The sequence below is a fragment of the Streptomyces zinciresistens K42 genome, from assembly GCF_000225525.1.
Taxonomy (GTDB): domain Bacteria; phylum Actinomycetota; class Actinomycetes; order Streptomycetales; family Streptomycetaceae; genus Streptomyces; species Streptomyces zinciresistens.
The window spans coordinates 38,737-57,715 of the sequence record NZ_AGBF01000014.1 but is presented as its reverse complement, the minus strand read 5'-3'; the positions used below and the strand labels follow the sequence as shown (position 1 = coordinate 57,715).

The following is an 18,979-nucleotide window of genomic DNA, read 5'->3' as shown; positions in this document are numbered from 1 at the left end:
AACGCCGTACCGGAGAACCGATGCCGCCCATGCCCCCGTTGACGAAGCCCCTGGCCGACCGTGCCGCCGTACCGGACGAGGCGGTGACGCCGCTGATCCGGGGCGTGGCGGTGCTGCGCCGGCTGACGGAGGCCGACGGGACGCTCAGCGCGAGCGCCCTGGAGCGGGCGACCGGGCTCGCGCGCTCCACGGTGGACCGGATCACCGCGACCCTCGCCCGCATGGGGTACGTCCGTCTCGACGGCCGCGACGTCGTCCTGACGCCCCGCGTCATGGAGTTGGGCAACGCCTACCTGGCCGCCCTCGCCCTGCCCGACCTGCTCTCCGGTCACGCCGACGCCCTGGCCGACCAGTTGGACGAGTCCGTCTCCCTGGCGGTCGGCGACCGCGACGGCATCCGCTTCGTCCACCAGGTGACCCGCCGCCGCGCGATGTCCCTCAGCTTCCGCATCGGCGACCTGCTGCCCTCCGAACGCACCGCCCCGGGGCCGCTGTTCGCCACCGAGTGGGACGAGGCTGGGTGGCAGGCGTGGCGCGAACGCCGGGCGGCAGATCCGCGGGACCGCGCCTTCACGGCCGTACCGCCCCGCGAACTCGACCCAGTGGAGGGGAACTTGAGTGTGGCTGCGGACGCGGACTTCGAACTCCGGGTGGCGCGGGCCCGGCACGAGGGCTGGGCGCTGGACGACCAGTTGATCGAGCCGGGGTTGGTCGCCGTGTCGGTCCCGGTCCGGGACCCGCGCGGCGACGGCCGTATCGCGTGCGTGGCGAGCGTCGTGAGCCACACCAGCCGGCACACCGCCACCGGCCTGCGCACCACGCTCCTCCCCCGACTGCGCACGGCCGCGGCGGCGATGGAACGCGAGCTGCGCGAGGCACCGCGGCCCGGTGCCACGCAGTCCCCGGCGGGGCTCGCGACCTGGACCGGTGCCTCGAAGCAGGAACTGGGCAGGGAGTTCGTGGAGTCGCTGGCACGCGGGCTGACCGTCCTGACCGCCTTCGGCGCGGGCCGGACGGAGCTGACCCTCACGGACGTGGCCCGCGCGACGGGACTGGCGCGCGCCACCGCCCGCCGCGCGCTCATCACCTACGAACACCTGGGCCTCGTACGGCAGTCGGGGACCCGAGGCTTCCGGCTGACGCCGCGCGTGCTGTCCCTCGGCTTCCCGCCCCTGTCCCGCATCTCGCTCTCCCGGCTCGCGGCCCCCCACCTCGCCGAACTGGCGCGCCGCCTGGGCGAGTCGGCGTCCCTCGCGGTGCTCACGGCGTCGGGCGAGGAGATCCAGTGCCTCGCACGGGCGGCGACCCGCCGCGTGATGAGCGTCGACATCGCGGTGGGCACCCGTCTCCCGGCGTACGCGACGGCCACGGGCCGGGTCCTGCTGGCCGGCCTCCCGCACCCGGCCCGCCCGACGGCCGAACTGGAGGCGGTACGGACCCGGGGGTACGCCCTGGTCGACGGCGAACTGGAGACGGGGCTGCGCGCGGTGGCGGTGCCGGTACGGGACCGTACGGGCCGGGTGGTCGCCGCGCTGAGCGTACCGACGCACGCGGCCCGGCGAACGGCGCGGGAATGCGTACGGGACGTCCTGCCGGCGCTGACGGAAACGGCGGACCGGGTGGAGAAGGACCTGCGCGTAGCGACTCGCTTCACCCGCCTCCCCCTCTCCTGACCCGGCCACCCCGGACACGGCGCGCGGCCGGACCCGCCGGGGGGACCGGGCTGGGCTTGTGCAGGGGACGATCTGACCTGGGCAGGGCGGCGGACCCAGACCGGCGGCGGGCGGCGCGGCCGGGGCGAGGGGCCCGCCGCAGCCGGGGCAGGCGCGCGGCTCGCCCTCCGTGGGGGCGGGCGGCTCGGCCCGGGGAGATCCGGGGTGCAGCCGGGGTTGGGGGCGGGCTCGGCCCGGGAGGGAGGGCAGGCCCCAGCCTGGGTGGAGCGGGGCGCAGACCGGGTTGGGGGTGGGCCCGCCCCGGGTCCGCGCCGAGCGGCAGGAGGACACACCCACCACCGGCCACACCCCGGGGACCCCCACTGACCTGCACAAACAGGAACCTGCGCACGACCGATCCCGCATCCGCTAGGCTAGTCGCCGGATCACACAAAGATCCGCGCGTTCCTCGCCTTCGTAGCTCAGGGGATAGAGCACCGCTCTCCTAAAGCGGGTGTCGCAGGTTCGAATCCTGCCGGGGGCACCAAAGTAGTTGTTTTCGAACCCTCACCCCTGGCAACAGGGGCCCAGGGTTCCCCGGATAGACCCCCAGTGGCGCGTAGCGCCCTGGGGGTCTTTTGGCTGGTTGGGGTGTGGGTGCTACCCAGCACGGCTGCCAGATTAAAGGAATTATGTTCCTGTGGGTAGTGAAAATTGTTACGGAAAGCTACCCTAATAGTTCGCCGTCAGCGCCCGCCTCATACAGCTCCACCCCCGCATCAAGGTACACGGCCTGACAGAACAGCATCCGCGCAATCGGGTGCGTGGTGATATGTTCGACTGACGGAACAACAAGGTGCTGTACCTCTAGCTCAATGAGCCAGGCAGTGAATTCATCGATCCGCAGCAGTCGGTACCGTTCCTTGCGCACGTCGAGCAACACCAAGTTGTGCGCCTTGGCGTACTCATCCAACTGCTTTTCGAGTAACTCGACTTCACCGTCAGGCAGATCGATGACGCGTAGGTACCCATACGCCGGTTCTGGCTCGACTCGTGCCACCGCTTCACTCCGAACCGAGCGCGAGGATGCACCAGACAACTTTGCCGCCGGTCGGAGGAAAGTAGTAACTCCACTCCTTCGACACGGCCTCCACGATGAACAATCCTCTTCCGCCTTCAGCGGCATGAGGCACTGCACCGTTGCCCACGGGTGGATTCGGGTTGCCGTCACTCACGAGCACGATGAGCTGGGCAGGTTCGCAGTGCAGCGTCAGCGTCACACGCGGTTCGTCGGTCGAGTCCCGTCGCCCGGCTTCATGCCTCACGGCGTTCGTGACGAGTTCTGAAACGATCAACTGAGCAGTATCAATGTGGTCGCCTCGGAGCCGCCACGCGCCCAGAACGCCTCTTGTGTGTCGTCGCGCCCACCGCACGGATTCGGTTCGCGCGGCAAGCTCCAGCTCGCTTGTGTAGGAGGTGGCGTTCATTGCCGGGCCTCCTGTTCGGCCGGGCCCGCGGTCGGCAGCACGACCCACAGTCGTCCGCCAATGTCGCCCTCGATCTCCTGGCACATAATGTCGGCGAGGGGAGCGACCGTGCTGAGATGCTCGGTTGAGGGAACAGCGACGTTGCGGACGCCGTCGCGCCGACAGCGGTTGGTCATCGCCACCCACGACGTCAGTTGCTGCCACTTCGTCTCCACGAACACGTTGCCGAGCACGAAGCCCCGGCTTCGGGCGAACGCCGCCAGCTGGCGGTGCGTCTGGACAACGCTGTCAATGTTCATGCCGGGTAACACCCGGAGGTAACCGAACAGCAGTGGGCGGGAGTCGGTGGTCATGGGCAGGTGCCTCCTGGTGGTCGTCGGCGGGGTACGCAAGGGCGTACAAGCCGACGGTGGCGGAGGCCCATTGGCCTATGTCAGGCCAGCACTGTATGGGCAGGTATGTATTTGACGTATAGACATGCCGGGCGCGGCTGTGCCCCTCTACCCTGGGCCTGGCCCCCTGCAACCAGGCCGGTACGGAGTACGCCATGGCAACGCCCCCACCTGCCCGTTACTGCGCCTGTGGCACCCGTCTGTCCCGGGACAACGCCGCTGCCCAGTGCCACGCCTGCCAGCGCAAGCGCCAGGTCGCCGCCGCAGCGAGGCCGCCCGCCGTACCCGCCGCTTTCTGGGGCGACGAGCGGATGCTCGAAGCCCTCGACACCTGGCACTTCGGCAAGGTGCTGTACGCCTACCGAACGCACCCTCACCACGGGCGGGTGCTCAGTCAGGATGTTGTCGCCGACTGGCTGGGGTTGACCCAGGCGCAGCTCAGCCGGATCGAGAACGGCGCAGCCCCGCAGGATCTCGGCAAGCTCATGCAATGGGCGCATAGCCTCGGTGCTCCAGCGGATCTACTTTGGTTCAAGTTGCCGAGAGCCAAGCACCAAGCTCCGAGGCGAGCAGCAGCCGCGAAGACGGAGCCGATACAAAGTGGCGCTCAAGGCGGGCTGTTGCTGCCGGTCGTCATCAACGGGCACTCGGTCATGGTGCCGGTCGACGCTCGCACCTTGGCGGAGAGCGGTCTCGGTAGCTTGCTCGACCAGCCGGACAGCTCCAAGGAACACGAGGCCATGTCTCCGCTCAACCGCCGCGCCGTGCTCAAGGGCGGCATCGCCGTCGCGGCGCTTCCCGGTCTCGGGCTGGAGGAGATTCAGCACGTTGCTGCGGCCCTCGACGATGCGCGTCGCTACATGGACGGCCCGGTCGTTGAGTACCTGCGTCGCCAGATCGCGGCCTGCAAGTCGGACGACGGTTCTCTCGGGCCGAAGAAGACGCTGCCAGTCATGCTCGGCTTGCTTGGAGCCATTGAGGAGCACGCCCGCGACGTCCGGCCGGCGGTTCGTCGGGAGCTGCTCACCATTGGTGCGGATGGTGCAGAGTTCGCCGGATGGCTGTACCGCGACATCCACCAGCCGCTCCAGGCAGGGCATTGGTATGACCGGGCCATGGAGTGGGCGCAGGAGGCCAACGACCAGGCCGTGCAGGGCTATGTCCTGTTGAAGAAATCGCAGATGGCGTACGACGAGCGCGACGCGGTCCGGGTACTGACGCTCGCTGAAGCAGCAGGTCAACCTCACTGGCAGTTGCCGCTCAAGGTGCAGGCCGAAGTCGCCCAGCAACAAGCGCGAGGGTTTGCCATGCTCGGCGACCCGATGGACGACGTCGAGCGCGCATTGGGCGAGGCTCATCATCTGCTTACACAGCACGAGGGAGCTAGCATCGACGCTACTCCGCACCTCAGCCCGCATTACAACCGCGCCAACCTGATGCTCCAGACGGCCAGTTGCTACATCGAGGCGGGGCAGCCAGCACGTGCTGCTGATCTGTACGGCACTGTCTTGGAGGGTGACGCCCTGTCTCGCCGTGACCAGGGCTACTTCCTGGCTCGGCGAGCCTGCTCCTTGGCCCTGGCCGGCCGACCGGATGACGCCGCGAGCGTTGGTCTGGCTGCCGTCGAGCTGTCCGACGCCACCAACTCACTGCGGACCAAACGTGAGCTCGCGCGGGCCATGGCCACGCTCCAGCCGTGGGCGACGCGGCCTGGCCCCCGGGAACTGCGTGAAGCGCTGCGGGCCTAGCGTTCGGCCAGCCAGTCGGCCGTGGTGCGGATGACGAACGCCTGCCACTCCTGGCTCTGGGGGTTGAGGTACTGCGGATCTTCGTGGACAGCGAAGCCGTGCTGTGCCCCCTCGATTTCGACCAGTCGACAGGGCGCCTGAAACAGCGGCACCGCGGCGCGTGACGCATTGACCGGCACGAACGTGTCCTTGGTGCCGTGCACGATGAGGGTCGGAGCCTGGACGTCGCCGAGCGCCTCATGGGGACGCAGCCAGAAGACCTCGTTGTAGATGGCCCGCCCGTGCTTGAGCGTCGGCGAGTGCAAAAGATAGCCCTGCGCGGTGAGCTGGTCGGCGGCCTCGTCGGTGAGATGGTCGTCCACCCAGAACGGCCGGTTGTCGATGGTGCGCCGCTTGTAGTTGAGCTGCGGGTTGAACAACACTAGCCGCGTGATCTCCTGCGGTTGCTTGGCGGCGTAGTAGGCGCACACGCCGCCGGTGAAACTCGCACCGAGCAAGAACAGCTCGCTCGCACCGGTTGCTTCCCGAAGGTAGGCCAGCACGACGCGGATGTCGTTGAGGATGGCGGACAGGGTGAGATCTTCCTGGCGACCCTCGCTCTGCCCGTGGCCGCGGAGGTCGAAACGCAGCGAAGCAACACCGGCATCTGCCAGGCCGTCTGAGAGCCGTGTGAAGAAACCGCCCTCTTCCCGGGTAACGCCGCCGCCGTGAACGAGCACTACAGCTCGGGACGTTGGTTGCCCTGGTTCAACCAAGGTGCCGGCGAGGTGGAGACCGTCGAGGGTGAGGACACTCACGTCTGTGGTTGGCATGGTGGCAAGGGTAGGCTGGTCGGTTCGGCGGCCGACAGAGGGCGACTGTTGCTTCGGGAGCGGTAAGCAGCTACATGAGAGAAACCGACGCAGACGTGTCATCGCCCGGCGCGATTTTCACGGCAACCGTATCTTCAGTGCCAGGGTCACCGGCAACATCGGTAAGAGACTCTAGCTTTGCCGAGGCGTACGTCCTGCTGAGTCAGTCAGGGACTGATGGATCGGGAAGTACACGCCGCTGATGCGCTGAATATCGTCGAGGACGCGAAGAAGCCTGAGTGACTCCTGAACGTTTTGGGTCGAGGCAGGTAGATCCATTGGTGGACCAATTTCCTTGCCATTAAGCACCAAGGTTGCGCCACGGCCCTCCTTCGCCTCTGCTAGAAAACGGACGACTGGCAACAGGATGCAGGGCAGGCTGCGCTCGGGCATGTGGAACGAATAGTCGATTTTGGGTGATGGACAGAAACGTCGAACCGTGCCACAACCTTCGCCACGCCACCGAGGTCTTCGAGCTTCAGCTCGATGCCCCTCCTGCCTGATGTTCGTTCTTTGGCCTCAAGCGGTAGATGAGCCTTGATAACGCCTTGGGTATCCTTAATACGGAGGGCGAATCGTGCGTCTGCCAGCCGTGTGTTGTCAATCGCGCCTCCGGCGCGGAGTTCACCACCATCGAAGTTTCCGCATGGCGTCCAGATGGAGGCGAATCCGCCGTTCCCGGTGGAAAGCCTTCCCCGCGCACCGTCCGGGCGCGGGGCGCCCCGGCAGCCTCGGCGGCGCCGGGGAAGGGGCGGTGAACGTTGCTCTGCTCGGTATCCGGCGGCCGGTGCGGGCGGTCGAGACCTACGCCGGCTCCCGCCGCCGCTCCCCCGCGCTCGCCCGCTCCCCCGCCCGCGCCGCCGCCTGTCGCGTTCCGCGCTGCCGCCTGTCGCTCCTGCTCCTGTGCCGGCGCGGAGGCGCGTTGCCGGGAACAGTCCTGCCGGTCCGTGCGGTTGGATCGGGCGAGGGGCTGCGGCGCGCGGGCGTGGAGATCATGCGGGTGTCCGTGTCCGCAGGGTGCGTGTCCGCGGGATGCGTACGCCCCGCCGTGCCTTCGGGCCAGGACTTGTTGCTTACTGGAGGACTGTTTCATGACGGATCGGCCTTTGACACTGATGGCAGTGCACGCTCACCCCGATGACGAGGCCACCAGTACCGGCGGGGTGCTCGCGCGGTACGCGGCGGAAGGCATCCGCACGGTGCTCGTGACCTGTACCGACGGTGGTTGCGGTGATGGGCCGGGGGGTGTCAAGCCGGGTGATCCAGGGCACGATCCGGCCGCCGTCGCCCTCATGCGCCGTCGTGAACTCGAGGTGAGCCGCGACGTCCTGAAGATCAGCGATCTGGAGATGCTGGACTACGCCGACTCCGGGATGATGGGCTGGCCGAGCAACGACGCGCCCGGGTCCTTCTGGCGGACCCCCGTGGAGGAAGGCGCCGCCCGGCTCGCGGAACTCATGCGGCACTACCGGCCCGACGTGGTCGTCACCTACGACGAGAACGGCTTCTACGGCCACCCCGACCACATCCAGGCCCACCGCATCACGATGGCGGCGCTGGAGATGACCACGCTGACGCCGAAGGTCTACTGGACGACGATGCCCCGCTCGGTAGTGCGGCAGTTCGGGGAGGTCATGCGCGAGTTCCATCCGGAGATGCCCGAGCCGGACCCTGCCGAGGTCGCCGCGATGGCGGAGATGGGCCTCCCCGACGACGAGGTCACGACGTGGGTGGACACCACCCCGTTCAGCGGTCAGAAGTTCGACGCGCTGGCCGCGCACGCCAGTCAGGGCGAGAACATCTTCTTCCTCAAGATGGGCAAGGAGAGGTTCGGCGCGTTCATGGGCATGGAGACGTTCGTCCGGGTCCAGGACGCCACCGGCGCCGCCCTGCCCGAGAACGACCTCTTCGCCGGGCTGCGTTGACCCATCCGTCCGGGGCGGGGCGCCTGACGGGCCGACGGGCCGCCCGTCAGGCGCCCGGCGCGACCCGGCGCTGAACTGCGCGGAATCCGGGCGGCCGTTGACGGTGGCCGACGGCGGCCGGATCACCCTGCGCCGTCGCCGTGTCCGCCGCTGACGCGCCGCCCCCTCCGGTGCCGGCCCCGGCCCGCACAGCCGGTGCCCGATGGGCCCCACCACCACCCCCGTCCACACACCCCGCACCGCACCGCACCCGCACCGCACCGCACCGCACCGCCCCCGCCCCCGCCCCCGCCCGCTCAGTCGACGCGCGAGCGGGGGCGCTGTGCGCCGCCCGTCCCACGGTGGTGCCATGAGCGATCACGAGGAGGCGCCGGTCGGCCCGGTCCAGGCTTTCGAACCCCCGTACTACGTGGCTGTCTTCACCACCGTGCGGACGCCGGACCAGGGCGGGTACGGCGAGACCAGTGCCCGTATGGAGGAGCTGGTGAAGGACGTTCCCGGGTTCCTGGGGATGGACCACGCCCAGACCCGGGCGGGCTGGGCATCACCGTCGGGTACTTCAGGGACGCGCAGGCGCTCGCCGAGTGGCGCGGCAACGCCGAGCACCGCACGGCGCGCAAGCGCGGGCGGGCCGAGTGGTACCGGCAATACACGCTGCACGTCGCGAAGGTGGAGCGCAGCCATGGGTTCACACGGGGCCAGGGCTGACGGGCCGGGCGCCCGCGAGTCGTGCGCCGGTGAACGGCCGGACGCCCCGGCGGTCCTGACGCCGGTCTCCGTCGGAAATCGGACTGTCGGAGTGCCGAAGCGCCGGAGTGCCGAAGTGCCGTCGGGTACGTAGGGTCGCCGGCATGGCTCTGCGACCGGTCAACGTGAACATCAAGGCTTTGGACGACGCGGCGGTCGGCCGCTTCTGGGGGGAGGCGCTCGGGTGGGTGCTGTCCAGCGAAGGGCCCGGCGTGACGAACGTGGAGCCCGGGGGCGCGTACGTGTGGCCGGACGCGGCCGCCCTCTGCGTCGACGTGGTCGCCGTGCCGGAGCCCAAGCCGGCCGTCAAGAACCGGGTGCACCTCGACCTCGCCACCGCCTCCCTGGAGCATCAGGCCGAACTGGTCGCGCGCCTGCGGGCGTTGGGCGCGACGCCCGCGCGGGTGGGTCAGGGCGACGTGCCGTGGGCGGTCCTGGCCGACCCGGAGGGCAACGAGTTCTGCGTGCTGGAGCCGCGGGAGAGGTACCGGGACACCGGGCCCGTCGCCGCCGTCGTGGTCGACTGCGACGATCCGCGGGCCATGGCCCGGTTCTGGGCCGGGGCGACGGACTGGACCGCGCACGAGGTGACGGACGACCACGCCGTCCTGCGGTCCGCCGAGCGGATCGGCCCCTGTCTGGAGTTCCTCCGCGTGCCGGGCGGGAAGACCGCGCCGGACCGCGTGCACGTGGATCTGATGCCGTACCCCGGTGACGGGCAGCGGGCGGAGGTGGACCGGCTGCGCGCCCTCGGCGCCGTCGACCTCGACCTCGGTCAGGGCGACGTCCCGTGGCGGTGTCTGGCCGACCCGGAGGGACACGAGTTCTGCGTCCTCGCCCCGCGCTGACGACAAGGGACGACGGGGGACGACGGGTGACGACGGCCGCCGGGGGACGGCGGACGCCTTGCCCCCGGACGGGGCGGGCCGGAGCGGGGACCCGTGCGGCTCCCCGGGACGGCCCCGGACGCGACGGGGCCCGATCCGCAGCGGCGGATCGGGCCCCTCACCGGATCACGGGGAGATCGTTGAGTCGATCTTCGCCTCGGCACCGCCGCGTCCGGCGGAACCGACCGGGGCCGTGTGGCACGGCCCCTTCTCCACCGGCGGGTCCCACCGGGCGCGGCGCGGTGCGAGGCGTGGCGAGATCCCCCGTGGTGCGGCGGGCCTCAGAAGGCGGAGTTGTCGCAGCCCATCGACGAGCCGATACGGGTCTCCTGCGCGCCGGCGTCGCCCTCGCCGTTGAGCGCGCTGCCCAGGGCGCCGTTGAGGATGCCGACCTGGCCGAGGATGTCCAGGTTCAGGTCGTGCGACTTGCAGTTGGAGCTCTGCAGGACGCTGACCTTGTCGCCACCCTTGCCGCCGTGGCCGTCGAGGCCCTGCGCGGTGGCGGGGCCGGTGCTCAGCAGGCCGGCGCTGCCGAGGGCGACCACCACGACGGCGGCCTTGCGAAGCTTGTGCATGTCATCTCCGGAGAGTGAGGTGGGGTGCGATCCGTGAGAGATCGACTTCGTACAGTTACGGAAGGTTAATGTGAAAAATTAAGACATACCGGTACGACGCGCCGTGCCGTCCGATCTCGCCCGTACGCCCCACTCCCTCGCCGTCAGCGCCGCGGTCACCGTCAGGGACGCCGCCGCCATCGCCGCCATGGCCGTCGCGGGGGACGTCCACTGGGCGATCGCGCCGGCCAGCGCGGCGCTGAGGCCCTGGGCCGTGAGCATGCCCGCCGAGTGCAACCCCAGCGCGTGGCCGCCGAGTTCGCCGGGGACCAGGGCCATGAGGCGCTCCTGCTGCACGAGGCTCGCGCCGAAGCCGACCGAGGCGAGGGCCACCGCCACGGCCGCGAGCGGCGGTGGCGGGCCGAACGCGAAGAGGGTGTACGGCGCCGCCAGGAGCACCAGCAGCGGGACGCCCAGCCTCGGCCGCAGCCGGGGCGGCACCAGCCTGCCGACCGCCACGTCCCCGGCGAACATCCCGAGCGCGGCGCTCGCGAAGAGGGTGCCGGCGGCCTGCGGGGCGTAGGCGACGTACAGGGACTCGCAGCCGACGATCAGGCCGTTGGGCACCCAGAGTGCGAGATAGAGGCGGCGGCGCGGCCGGGAGGACCACAGCAGGGCGTTGGTGCGCCAGGTCGCCGCGACCGAGGGGCGGCCCTGGGCGCGGGGCGGGCGGCGGGCGAGGCCGGCCCGGGTGACCAGGGCCGCCGTCGCGTACAGGACCGCGGAGACCAGCAGGGCGGCGCGCGGGGACAGCAGCGCGAGGAGGGCGCCGCCCACTGCGTACCCGGCGATCTGCGTCAGGCCGTTCGCCATGTTGAGGACCGAGCGGCCCAGCAGGTAGCCGTCCTTGGTGAGGATCTCGTGCAGCAGTCCCCAGCGGACGCCGCCGCCGAGGGAGGCGATCAGTCCGAGCAGCAGGACCAGCGCGAACAGCGCCCCGAGCGGCAGACCGGGCACGGCGACGGCCGCGGTGCCGAGCGCGTGGGCCAGCGCGATGCCGGTGAGGGCGGCGCGGGGCGCGATCCGGTCCGCGGCCGACAGCAGGGTCGTGGCGCCCGCCACCTGGGCGAGTTGCGGGCCGAACATGCTGACGGCCGACAGCAGCGGTGAGCCGGTCGCCGCGTACACCAGGGTGCCGAGGGACAGGCCGCCGACCGTGCCGGCGGCCGACTGCAGCGCGAAGGAGGCGAGGAGCGGGGTGAACTCGGGGGTGCGGAGGAGCAGGCGGTAGCTGCGCATGCGGCGGAGTCTGAAGGGGGGCGGGGCGGCCCGATACTGTTTCGCGGGGCGGCGAAAGGTGCGGGGGGGCGTGGCATGGGCTGGTGGCAGGTCAACGCCGACACCCTGGCCGCAAGCAGGTTCGTGCTGTCGCCGCTCGCCGAGACGTTCGCGGCGCTGAAGCTGCTGCACTCGGGCCGGCCGGCGCACCCCGGTGAGCGGGCGTGGCTCGACGCCCACCGGCCGCGCCACCTGGCCCGGCTGGCCGCCGATCCGGTCACCGCGCACCTGGTGCGGGCCGGGCTCGGGAAGGACTGGATCGCCGACTTCCTCACCCCGACCCCGCGGCCGGGCGAGAGCTTCGAGGAGGCCGTGGCGCGGGTGCGCTCGGCCGACCCGCTCCGGGCGCGCGCCCAGCTCACCGTGTCCCTCGCCGGGCCGCTGCCCGCCGTACTGGACCGGGACGACCTGCCCGCGCGGGCGGCGGCGCTGCTGCGCCGGGTGTGGGCGGAGACGGTACGGCCGGACTGGGCGCGGCGCCGGCGGGTGCTGGAGGCGGACGTGGTCGCGCGGACGGCGCAGGTCGGCCGGGAGGGGTGGGCCGCCGCGCTGGACGGGCTGCGGCCGGGGCGCACCCGCTGGCTCGGCGGCAGCCGGCTCCAGGTCAATCCGTACGAGTATCCGCCGCGCGAGGTCGCCGGTGCCGAGCTGCTGTTCGTGCCGGTGACGCCGCGGCGCGGCTGGGTCTCCTGGGAGGACCCCGGCCGCTACGCGCTGGTGTACCCGTGCGCGGGCGCGCTCACCGATCCCGGGGCGCGGCCGGTGCCGGCGGGGCTCGCCGCCCTGCTCGGGGCCGCCCGCGCCGCCGTCCTGGTGCTGCTGGAGGCCCCGCTCAGCACGACCCAGCTGGTCGCGGTCACCGGGCAGGGGCTCGGCTCGGCCGGCCGCCATCTGCGGGTGCTGCGGGACGCGGGGCTGGTGGAGCGGCGGCGGGCGGGGCGTACGGTGCTGTACTCGCGTACGGCGGCCGGGGAGGTGCTGGTGCGGGCGGCGGGGGCGGACGGCGAGGCCGGGGGCGGAGTGCGGGTGAAGGGGGCGGGGATGGGCGGGGCTAGCATCCGGGCATGACTGCTGACAGCAACGCATCCCCCCTCGACATCGAGATCGGCGCCCTGAAGGGCGGCTCCGCGGACCTCGGCCAGTACGCCGGGCAGGCGGTCCTCGTGGTGAACGTCGCCTCCAAGTGCGGCCTGACCCCGCAGTACACGGCGCTGGAGAAGCTCCAGGAGCAGTACGCGGGCCGCGGCTTCACCGTGCTCGGCGTGCCCTGCAACCAGTTCCTCGGCCAGGAGCCCGGCACCGCCGAGGAGATCGCCGAGTTCTGCTCGGCGACGTACGGCGTGACGTTCCCGCTGACCGAGAAGGTCGAGGTGAACGGGGAGGGCCGGCACGCGCTGTACGAGCGCCTGGTGGGCTTCGCCGACGACGAGGGCCACAGCGGGGACATCCGCTGGAACTTCGAGAAGTTCCTGATCGGCCGGGACGGCGCGGTCGTCGCGCGCTTCTCGCCGCAGACCGAGCCGGACGACGCCCGGGTCGTGGCGGCCGTCGAGCGCCAGCTCGGCTGAGCGGTCGGCCGTGCCCCGGGGCGGGGCCGAGCGTCGTCGCCACCGGGCGGAACGGTCCGCGCGGTGGCGACGTGGCGTTCCCCGTGCGGTGATCCGGGGCGGGCGGCGCGCGGGGCCGGCCGGCCGTGGGCATGGCCGAGCCCTCTCGGCGAGGACGGCGGCTGGTCGAGAGGGCTCTTCCGGTGGTGCTTGTGCAGTTGTCGGCCGTCGGGCCGGCCGGGGGTGCGGTTCAGACAGCCCCGCTCCTTACGCCTTGACCGACGCCACGAAGGTGTTCCACGCGTTCGCGGGGAACGCCAGGACCGGGCCCGCGGGAACCTTGGAGTCCCGCACCGCCATGGCCGCCGCGAGCGGCGACCTGACCTCGACGCACGCGCCGTTCCCCGTCGAGTAGGAGGACTTGGTCCACGTGTCCGTGGCACCCTGACGAATTGCCATGTTCGCTCCGCATTGCCAGATGGTGAGTTGCTGTCACCGCCCTGCGGGTCCGACGGGATCCGCGGGGCGATTCGCGCCAACCTGTGGTACTCGGTGGCGTGATCGACGCTACTCGCCCTCATCGGTGCGCGAAGCGACTATTCACTCGACCGGATGGCATATTCCATTGGAGTCTTCCGCCCAGACCGGAGGACGGTGTACCGTACGCGACTTCTCCGGCCGGGTGCGTCCGCGCGACGAGCGCCGGCGGACGCGGGGCGGGTGGGTCAGCGCGCGTATTGCTTGGAGATGTCGGCGATGAACTGCCGTGACTGCTCGACGTTCAGCGCCTGGGCCCGCAGGTGCTCGTACATCACGCTGTACTTCTGGACGTCGTTGGCCTTCTCCAGGTACAGGTCGCTCGTGACGCCCTCGATGTAGACGACGCTGGAGTCCGCCGCGTCCGGGAACTCCAGGATCGCGTACTGCCCGTTGAGGCCGGGGTGCGCCCCCATGTCGAAGGGGATCACCTGCACGGTGACGTGCGGGAGTTGGGACTGCTCGACGAGCCGCTCCAGCTGGTCGCGCATCAGGGAGCGGTTGCCGACGACCCGGCGCAGGGCCGCCTCGTCCAGCACGGTCCACAGCCGCAGCGGGTTCTCCTCGGCGGAGATTCGTTCCTGTCGGCGCATCCGCACCTGGACGCGCTTCTCGATCTCGGCCTGCGCGGTCTCGGGCAGCGCTCCGGCGATCAGGGCCTCGGCGTACTGCTTCGTCTGGAGCAGGCCCGGGACGACCTGCGGGTCGTACACGCGCAAGGACGCCGCGTCGGTCTCCAGGCCGATGTAGACGCTGTACGGGATGTCGCCGAAGGAGTGCCACCAGCCCTGCTGGCGAGAGTCCTTGGCCATCTGCATCAGCGAGTCCACCATCCGGTGGTCCTCCACCTCGTAGACCCCGCACAGGTCGCGGACGTCGCGCTGGCTGATGCTGCGCCGCCCGTTCTCCAGGCGGCTGATCTTCGACTGGGACACCAGCAGCCGCTCGGCCACCTCCTCCGCCGTCATGCCCTTGAGCTCGCAGAGCCTGCGCAGCTCCTGGCCCAGCCGGCGTCGCCTGACGGTGGGATTGACATTGGACGCCACGGGACGTGCACCTCCGGCTGGCCGCCTTGTTGCTGCCACTTTGCGTATCTGCTGTTGAGCAGACTGCCACCAAGGTGCTTTCCACCGCTGGCAAACGACGGATATGCGCTGCGTACGGGCTGGTTGGGGACACGAGGGGGCGCACCTGCGGCCGCGCGGGGCGACGGAACCCCCGTGCCGGTCCGCCGTGCGGACCCGTGGTTCCGTCGCCCCGCGCGGACCTGCGGCTCCCGTACCGGCCCCGGGGACCGCGGTGCGGCGCCGCACGTGGTGTGCACAGGGAACGTGCCGAGCGTGTCGAGCGTTACCGATCGGGAGGTGCCGATCGGATGGTGCGTGCGACGGTTCGTCAGGAGCGGGTCGTGGGCTGCGGCTCAGTGCGCCACGACGCGCGCCATGGATCCGCGGCGCTGCTGCGTCGGAACACCGCGGGCGGGTTCCGCTGCGGCCCTGCCGCCGGGGGCGGCCTGGCGGCCGGCCGGGGCCTGGCTGCGGCGTGGCTGTGCGCCCGCGCCGTTCTGGACGTCCATCACGGCGTGCGCGACGAGACCGCCCATGGGGTCGTGCCTGATCAGGTCCCTGAGCCGGGACCGAGAGGAGCGCCCCTCGTTCCCCGGGTACAGGTGCTTGCCGAGACCGACCGCGTGGGCCAGGGCGGCGAGCGCCGCGGTCCGTGGGTCCGGTGGCACACCGGTCCGGATCGCGGCGTCCAGCCGGGCCTTGATCTCCCGGCTGATGGCCGTCTCCGTCGCCTGATAGCGAGTGGTCGGCAGCACCCCGCACATCTGGCCCGGCACGGCGGCGACCATGCCGCACCTCTCCAGATGCGAAAGGTAGGTCTGGCGCAGCCCCAGGCGGGGCCCGCCGATCCAGTGGACGGCCCGTACCGGAGCGCCGCGCCTTCGCAGCAACTCCAACGCGCAGTCCAGGGTTGGATCTCCTGTCGGCCGTGGTGCCACCACGGCGATACGATCCCCGTCTGGGGCTATCCGTCCGGCCAGCGCCAGCTCCACTAGCTGCGCTCCGGCCAGACCGAGATCGAGCGACTGCGGCTGTGCGGTGGTACCCGTGGTCGGGTCCAGCGCCAGCAACAGCAGCTCCTCCGGAATTGTTCTGCGGCTCCTGCCCATCCATGCCTCCCCGCGTGGATGACAGACAGGGTGACCCCTCTCACATTGGTCTGTCGAGAGGACGTGACCGGTTCGTAAGGGAACCGGTAGGTATGTCGTTCTCGTCTACCGCGTCAGCAGGGGCCCGCGCACAGGACACTGGTAAAAGGTTCGGGCAGCGGCACGGGGTGGGTCGTGCGGGCACGGAGCCCGGACGGCGGCCCTTGGTTCGGCAGACGCACGCGGGGCGTGCGGCGGCACATGGAGGAGGCATCGGTGGCGGGCGAGTCCCCCGACAGGTCGAAGCAGCGCGAGTCGTCGGCAGAAGCGACGTCGGGGAGCGCGGTACCGGTTCCCGAATCCAGGCCCGAGCCGGAGGACACCTCCGGGGCGGGCACGGGCGCGGCCCGCGACCCCCGTCTGGCGATGGCCCGCGAGGACGCCGCAGGGCCGCGGGGCGGCGTCGACACGGCCACGCGGGTGCTGTCCCGCCAGGACCTGGAGGCGGCGCGGACGGAGCCTGCGGGGCCCTCGGAGCCTGCGGGGCCCGCGGAGGGCGGCACCGGGGCCGGGAGCGGGGCTGCGGCCGAGACCGCGGCGGAAGCCGGTGCGGCGGCTCAAGGGGCGGCCGGGGCCGACGCGGAGGAGTCCGCGACCGGCGGCCCGGACGCCCGCGAGGACGCGGGTGCGGACACGGACACGGACACCGACGCGAGTGCGGACACCGACGCCCGTCCCGGCACCGCGGTGAGGGCGGAGGCCGCGGCGCGGGGCGCGGACGCGAAGGCCGAGGACGCCGAGGACGCGGCCGAGGACGCCGACGCCAAGGCGCGGGAGGCGAAGGCGGCGGTCGCCCGGACCGCCGACGCCGACGCCGAGGACACGTCCGTCCCGGCCCCGTCAGCCCTTGCGGCCCCGGACGCCGACGAGGTTGGGGCCGCCGGGAGCGAGCCGGAGGACGCGGTCGCGGACGAGAGCGCGGACGAGGGCGCCGCCGCTGCCGACCGGGCCGAGGACGCCGAGGACGCCGGGAGTCCGGCGGAGGACCCGCAGGACGGCACCCGGGCCCCGCAAGCCGCGGACGCGGACCGGGACGCCGAGCGCCCCGCGGAGGACCCGCAGGACGACGTCCAGGCTCCGGAAGCCGCGGACGCCGAGCAGCACGCGGCCCAGGACACCGACACCGACGACACCGACGACGCCGACGCGGCCCCGGAGGGCACCGACGCCGACGCGACCGCCGGGCCGGACCCCGCGGACGAGCCCACCGGGGCCGGAACCGACAGCGCCACCGACGCCGAGGCAGGCAGCGGCGACGGCGGCGGCGGTGACCGCGACGACAAGAAGCCCGACGGGCCCGGGAAGCCCGTGGTCGACCAGCCCACCGCCGTCTTCCGGACCGCGCCGCCGGCCGCGCCCACGGCGGATCAGCCGACCACCATGCTGAAGGCCCCCAGGCCGGACGCTCCCCCGGCGGACGCGCCCCGGCCGGACGACTCCCGGTCCGACGACTCCCCGCCCGGGGACTCCCGGCCCGAGGCGCCCGCCGAGCGCACCAGCAAGTTCGTCGCGCTCAAGCCGGACCTCCCGCAGGACCCCCCCGGGGACCCTCGGGCGGCGCGGGCCCCGCAGCCCGCGACGCCGCCGGACGTCACCACCGCCGTACCGCAGGTGGGTCCCGAGCGCACCACGCAGCAGCCGCTGCCGCCCAAGCCCCCGCTGGACCTGCTCGCCGAGCTGACGAACACCCCGCCGCCGCCGGAGACGCCGGTGCGCACCCTGGTCCGGCGGGTGAAGATCTGGACGCCGCTGGTCCTGCTGCTCGCGGTGGTCTTCGCGATCGCGCAGTCCGTACGCCCGCTGCCGGCGCCCACCCTCGACCTGACCGCCGGGGAGACGTACCGCTTCGGCGGCGGCAGGGCCGACATCCCCTGGCCCGCCGCCGGGCAGGCCGCGCTCGACGTGGACGGCATCGGCACCTTCGGCTCCTCGGGCGAGCGGAAGCCCGTGCCGATCGCCAGTGTCGCCAAGGTCATGACGGCGTACGTCGTCCTGCGCGACCGCCCGCTCAAGAGCGGCGCCGAGGGCCCGAAGATCAAGATCGACCGGGCCGCCGAGGACCAGTCGGACGCCGGCCAGGAGTCCACCGTCAAGGTGACCGAGGGCGACAGCATCAGCCAGCGCGAGGCGCTGGAGAGCATCCTGATCGCGTCCGCGAACAACGTGGCCCGGCTGCTGGCCCGTTGGAACGCCGGTTCGGAGAAGGCGTTCGTCGCCAAGATGAACGCCGCCGCCGACGACCTCGGCATGACCGACACGAAGTACACCGACCCCTCCGGTCTGAACGACACCACCGTGAGCACGGCCGTGGACCAGGTGAAGCTGGCCAGGGCCGCGATGAAGGAGCCGGCCTTCCGCGAGGTCGCCGGGATGATGTCGTACGACGACTACAAGGGCCTCAACCACTCCAACTGGAACCAGCTGGTCGGCAGGAACGGCGTCGTCGGCATCAAGACCGGCACCACCACCTCCGCCCTGGGCAACCTGGTCTTCGCGGCGAAGAAGGAGATCGGCGGCGAGACGCGCATGATCGTCGGCGCGGTGGTCCGCCAGCCCGCCGGCGGTCCGGAGAACACCATCCTGAGCGCCGCGCTCTCCGGCGGCGACCGGCTCATCCGGGCGGCCCAGGGCGCCCTGAAGACGGCGACGATCCTGAAGAAGGGCGACGTCGTGGGCTCTGTCGACGACGGGCTCGGCGGCCGCACCCCGGTCGTGGTCACGAAGGACGTCACGGCGGTCGGCTGGTCCGGGCTCAAGGTGCGGCTGACCTTCGCCTCCGACGAGGTCCCGCGGACCGCGAAGGCCGGCACCAAGGTGGGCACGCTCACCGTGGGCGACGGCAGCAGCGGTGCGGTCAAGGTGCCGGTCGCCCTGAAGGACGACCTCGTCGAGCCGGGCTTCTCGGACAAGCTGACCCGTCTCGGCTGACGCCGGGGCGGTGTGGCGCCCAGGCACCGCGGTCCGCCGACACCACCCGTCGGCGGGCCGCGTGCTAGCGTCACGAAACGGGCAGGTCTCCGCGCACGGGACAGGGCCGGTGAACCTCCGCGGACCGGGCGGGCGACACGCGGGAACCGGTCCGCGGCCGGAACATGAAGT

17 protein-coding genes, 1 tRNA gene and 1 pseudogene are annotated in these 18,979 nt (G+C 71.7%); 9 read left to right on the top strand and 10 right to left on the bottom strand.

Annotation, left to right across the window (positions count from 1 at the left end):
- Window positions 1-29 precede the first annotated feature (29 nt).
- Window positions 30-1,673 carry an IclR family transcriptional regulator domain-containing protein gene (locus SZN_RS07555; RefSeq protein ID WP_007492984.1) on the top strand — a complete coding sequence of 548 codons (1,644 nt, stop codon included), beginning with the start codon at window positions 30-32 and terminating at the stop codon, window positions 1,671-1,673.
- A gap of 450 nt (window positions 1,674-2,123) precedes the next feature.
- Window positions 2,124-2,199, top strand: a tRNA-Arg gene (locus tag SZN_RS07550).
- Between the two features lie 180 nt (window positions 2,200-2,379).
- Here SZN_RS07550 and SZN_RS07545 read toward each other — a convergent pair.
- The 3 genes from SZN_RS07545 to SZN_RS07540 are packed head-to-tail and all read right to left on the bottom strand — an operon-like array spanning window position 2,380 to window position 3,492.
- Entirely contained in the window at window positions 2,380-2,712 is a 333-nt protein-coding gene (locus SZN_RS07545; RefSeq protein ID WP_007492982.1) for a hypothetical protein, read from the bottom strand.
- Between the two features lie 4 nt (window positions 2,713-2,716).
- On the bottom strand, window positions 2,717-3,139 hold the full coding sequence (locus SZN_RS38345) for an ATP-binding protein (RefSeq protein ID WP_106432617.1): 423 nt from the start codon (window positions 3,137-3,139) through the stop codon (window positions 2,717-2,719).
- A complete protein-coding gene (locus SZN_RS07540) occupies window positions 3,136-3,492 on the bottom strand; it encodes a hypothetical protein (RefSeq protein WP_007492979.1) in 357 nt (118 codons plus the stop codon). Before SZN_RS07540 ends, SZN_RS38345 begins: the two co-directional genes overlap by 4 nt.
- A 194-nt stretch (window positions 3,493-3,686) precedes the next feature.
- Here SZN_RS07540 and SZN_RS07535 point away from each other — a divergent pair, with 194 nt between their 5' ends.
- On the top strand, window positions 3,687-5,279 hold the full coding sequence (locus SZN_RS07535) for a helix-turn-helix domain-containing protein (protein ID WP_244313318.1): 1,593 nt from the start codon (window positions 3,687-3,689) through the stop codon (window positions 5,277-5,279).
- Here SZN_RS07535 and SZN_RS07530 read toward each other — a convergent pair.
- Together SZN_RS07530 and SZN_RS40865 are read right to left on the bottom strand one after the other, a co-directional pair.
- Window positions 5,276-6,091 carry an alpha/beta hydrolase gene (locus SZN_RS07530; protein WP_043729121.1) on the bottom strand — a complete coding sequence of 272 codons (816 nt, stop codon included), beginning with the start codon at window positions 6,089-6,091 and terminating at the stop codon, window positions 5,276-5,278. The two genes, SZN_RS07535 and SZN_RS07530, sit on opposite strands and share 4 nt — an antisense overlap.
- A 171-nt stretch (window positions 6,092-6,262) precedes the next feature.
- Window positions 6,263-6,523 carry a hypothetical protein gene (locus SZN_RS40865; protein WP_139063537.1) on the bottom strand — a complete coding sequence of 87 codons (261 nt, stop codon included), beginning with the start codon at window positions 6,521-6,523 and terminating at the stop codon, window positions 6,263-6,265.
- A 698-nt stretch (window positions 6,524-7,221) separates the two neighbouring features.
- Between SZN_RS40865 and SZN_RS07525 the strand changes: the two genes are divergently transcribed.
- The 3 genes and pseudogenes from SZN_RS07525 (at window position 7,222) to SZN_RS07520 (ending at window position 9,650) form a co-directional block, all read left to right on the top strand.
- Window positions 7,222-8,055, top strand: coding sequence for a PIG-L family deacetylase (locus SZN_RS07525; RefSeq protein ID WP_007492973.1), 834 nt, complete (start codon window positions 7,222-7,224; stop codon window positions 8,053-8,055).
- 349 nt (window positions 8,056-8,404) lie between these two features.
- A pseudogene (locus tag SZN_RS42370) lies at window positions 8,405-8,763 on the top strand (antibiotic biosynthesis monooxygenase family protein).
- A gap of 143 nt (window positions 8,764-8,906) precedes the next feature.
- Complete coding sequence (locus SZN_RS07520; protein ID WP_007492969.1) at window positions 8,907-9,650, top strand: VOC family protein; 744 nt, start codon at window positions 8,907-8,909, stop codon at window positions 9,648-9,650.
- Between the two features lie 320 nt (window positions 9,651-9,970).
- On the opposite strand, the gene SZN_RS07515 is transcribed toward SZN_RS07520, so the two are convergent.
- Window positions 9,971-10,264 carry a hypothetical protein gene (locus tag SZN_RS07515; RefSeq protein ID WP_007492967.1) on the bottom strand — a complete coding sequence of 98 codons (294 nt, stop codon included), beginning with the start codon at window positions 10,262-10,264 and terminating at the stop codon, window positions 9,971-9,973.
- Between the two features lie 78 nt (window positions 10,265-10,342).
- Window positions 10,343-11,542 carry an MFS transporter gene (locus SZN_RS07510; protein ID WP_007492964.1) on the bottom strand — a complete coding sequence of 400 codons (1,200 nt, stop codon included), beginning with the start codon at window positions 11,540-11,542 and terminating at the stop codon, window positions 10,343-10,345.
- A gap of 75 nt (window positions 11,543-11,617) precedes the next feature.
- On the opposite strand from SZN_RS07510, the gene SZN_RS07505 reads away from it, so the two are divergent.
- Both SZN_RS07505 and SZN_RS07500 read left to right on the top strand, forming a co-directional pair.
- A complete protein-coding gene (locus SZN_RS07505; RefSeq protein ID WP_007492962.1) occupies window positions 11,618-12,649 on the top strand; it encodes an ArsR family transcriptional regulator in 1,032 nt (343 codons plus the stop codon).
- Window positions 12,646-13,149 carry a glutathione peroxidase gene (locus SZN_RS07500; RefSeq protein ID WP_007492959.1) on the top strand — a complete coding sequence of 168 codons (504 nt, stop codon included), beginning with the start codon at window positions 12,646-12,648 and terminating at the stop codon, window positions 13,147-13,149. The genes SZN_RS07505 and SZN_RS07500 overlap by 4 nt, the downstream gene beginning before the upstream one ends.
- A gap of 246 nt (window positions 13,150-13,395) precedes the next feature.
- On the opposite strand, the gene SZN_RS07495 is transcribed toward SZN_RS07500, so the two are convergent.
- The 3 genes from SZN_RS07495 to SZN_RS07485 form a co-directional block, all read right to left on the bottom strand.
- Window positions 13,396-13,587: a DUF397 domain-containing protein gene (locus SZN_RS07495; RefSeq protein ID WP_007492957.1), complete on the bottom strand. Its 192-nt coding sequence runs from the start codon at window positions 13,585-13,587 to the stop codon at window positions 13,396-13,398.
- 266 nt (window positions 13,588-13,853) lie between these two features.
- Window positions 13,854-14,711, bottom strand: a complete 858-nt coding sequence (locus SZN_RS07490) for a helix-turn-helix domain-containing protein (protein ID WP_007492955.1) — start codon at window positions 14,709-14,711, stop codon at window positions 13,854-13,856.
- A gap of 374 nt (window positions 14,712-15,085) precedes the next feature.
- Window positions 15,086-15,841 carry a GOLPH3/VPS74 family protein gene (locus tag SZN_RS07485; RefSeq protein WP_043729117.1) on the bottom strand — a complete coding sequence of 252 codons (756 nt, stop codon included), beginning with the start codon at window positions 15,839-15,841 and terminating at the stop codon, window positions 15,086-15,088.
- A gap of 255 nt (window positions 15,842-16,096) precedes the next feature.
- On the opposite strand from SZN_RS07485, the gene SZN_RS07480 reads away from it, so the two are divergent.
- Window positions 16,097-18,808, top strand: coding sequence for a D-alanyl-D-alanine carboxypeptidase (locus SZN_RS07480; RefSeq protein ID WP_007492952.1), 2,712 nt, complete (start codon window positions 16,097-16,099; stop codon window positions 18,806-18,808).
- Window positions 18,809-18,979 lie beyond the last annotated feature (171 nt).

Excerpts from the sequence above, each read along its gene's own strand:
- SZN_RS07555 (WP_007492984.1), top strand. The coding sequence starts at position 30 with ATGCCCCCGTTGACGAAGCCCCTGGCCGACCGTGCCGCCGTACCGGAC.
- SZN_RS38345 (WP_106432617.1), bottom strand. The coding sequence starts at position 3,139 with ATGAACGCCACCTCCTACACAAGCGAGCTGGAGCTTGCCGCGCGAACC.
- SZN_RS07540 (WP_007492979.1), bottom strand. The coding sequence starts at position 3,492 with ATGACCACCGACTCCCGCCCACTGCTGTTCGGTTACCTCCGGGTGTTA.
- SZN_RS07535 (WP_244313318.1), top strand. The coding sequence starts at position 3,687 with ATGGCAACGCCCCCACCTGCCCGTTACTGCGCCTGTGGCACCCGTCTG.
- SZN_RS07530 (WP_043729121.1), bottom strand. The coding sequence starts at position 6,091 with ATGCCAACCACAGACGTGAGTGTCCTCACCCTCGACGGTCTCCACCTC.
- SZN_RS40865 (WP_139063537.1), bottom strand. The coding sequence starts at position 6,523 with ATGCCCGAGCGCAGCCTGCCCTGCATCCTGTTGCCAGTCGTCCGTTTT.
- SZN_RS07525 (WP_007492973.1), top strand. The coding sequence starts at position 7,222 with ATGACGGATCGGCCTTTGACACTGATGGCAGTGCACGCTCACCCCGAT.
- SZN_RS07520 (WP_007492969.1), top strand. The coding sequence starts at position 8,907 with ATGGCTCTGCGACCGGTCAACGTGAACATCAAGGCTTTGGACGACGCG.
- SZN_RS07515 (WP_007492967.1), bottom strand. The coding sequence starts at position 10,264 with ATGCACAAGCTTCGCAAGGCCGCCGTCGTGGTGGTCGCCCTCGGCAGC.
- SZN_RS07510 (WP_007492964.1), bottom strand. The coding sequence starts at position 11,542 with ATGCGCAGCTACCGCCTGCTCCTCCGCACCCCCGAGTTCACCCCGCTC.
- SZN_RS07505 (WP_007492962.1), top strand. The coding sequence starts at position 11,618 with ATGGGCTGGTGGCAGGTCAACGCCGACACCCTGGCCGCAAGCAGGTTC.
- SZN_RS07500 (WP_007492959.1), top strand. The coding sequence starts at position 12,646 with ATGACTGCTGACAGCAACGCATCCCCCCTCGACATCGAGATCGGCGCC.
- SZN_RS07495 (WP_007492957.1), bottom strand. The coding sequence starts at position 13,587 with ATGGCAATTCGTCAGGGTGCCACGGACACGTGGACCAAGTCCTCCTAC.
- SZN_RS07485 (WP_043729117.1), bottom strand. The coding sequence starts at position 15,841 with ATGGGCAGGAGCCGCAGAACAATTCCGGAGGAGCTGCTGTTGCTGGCG.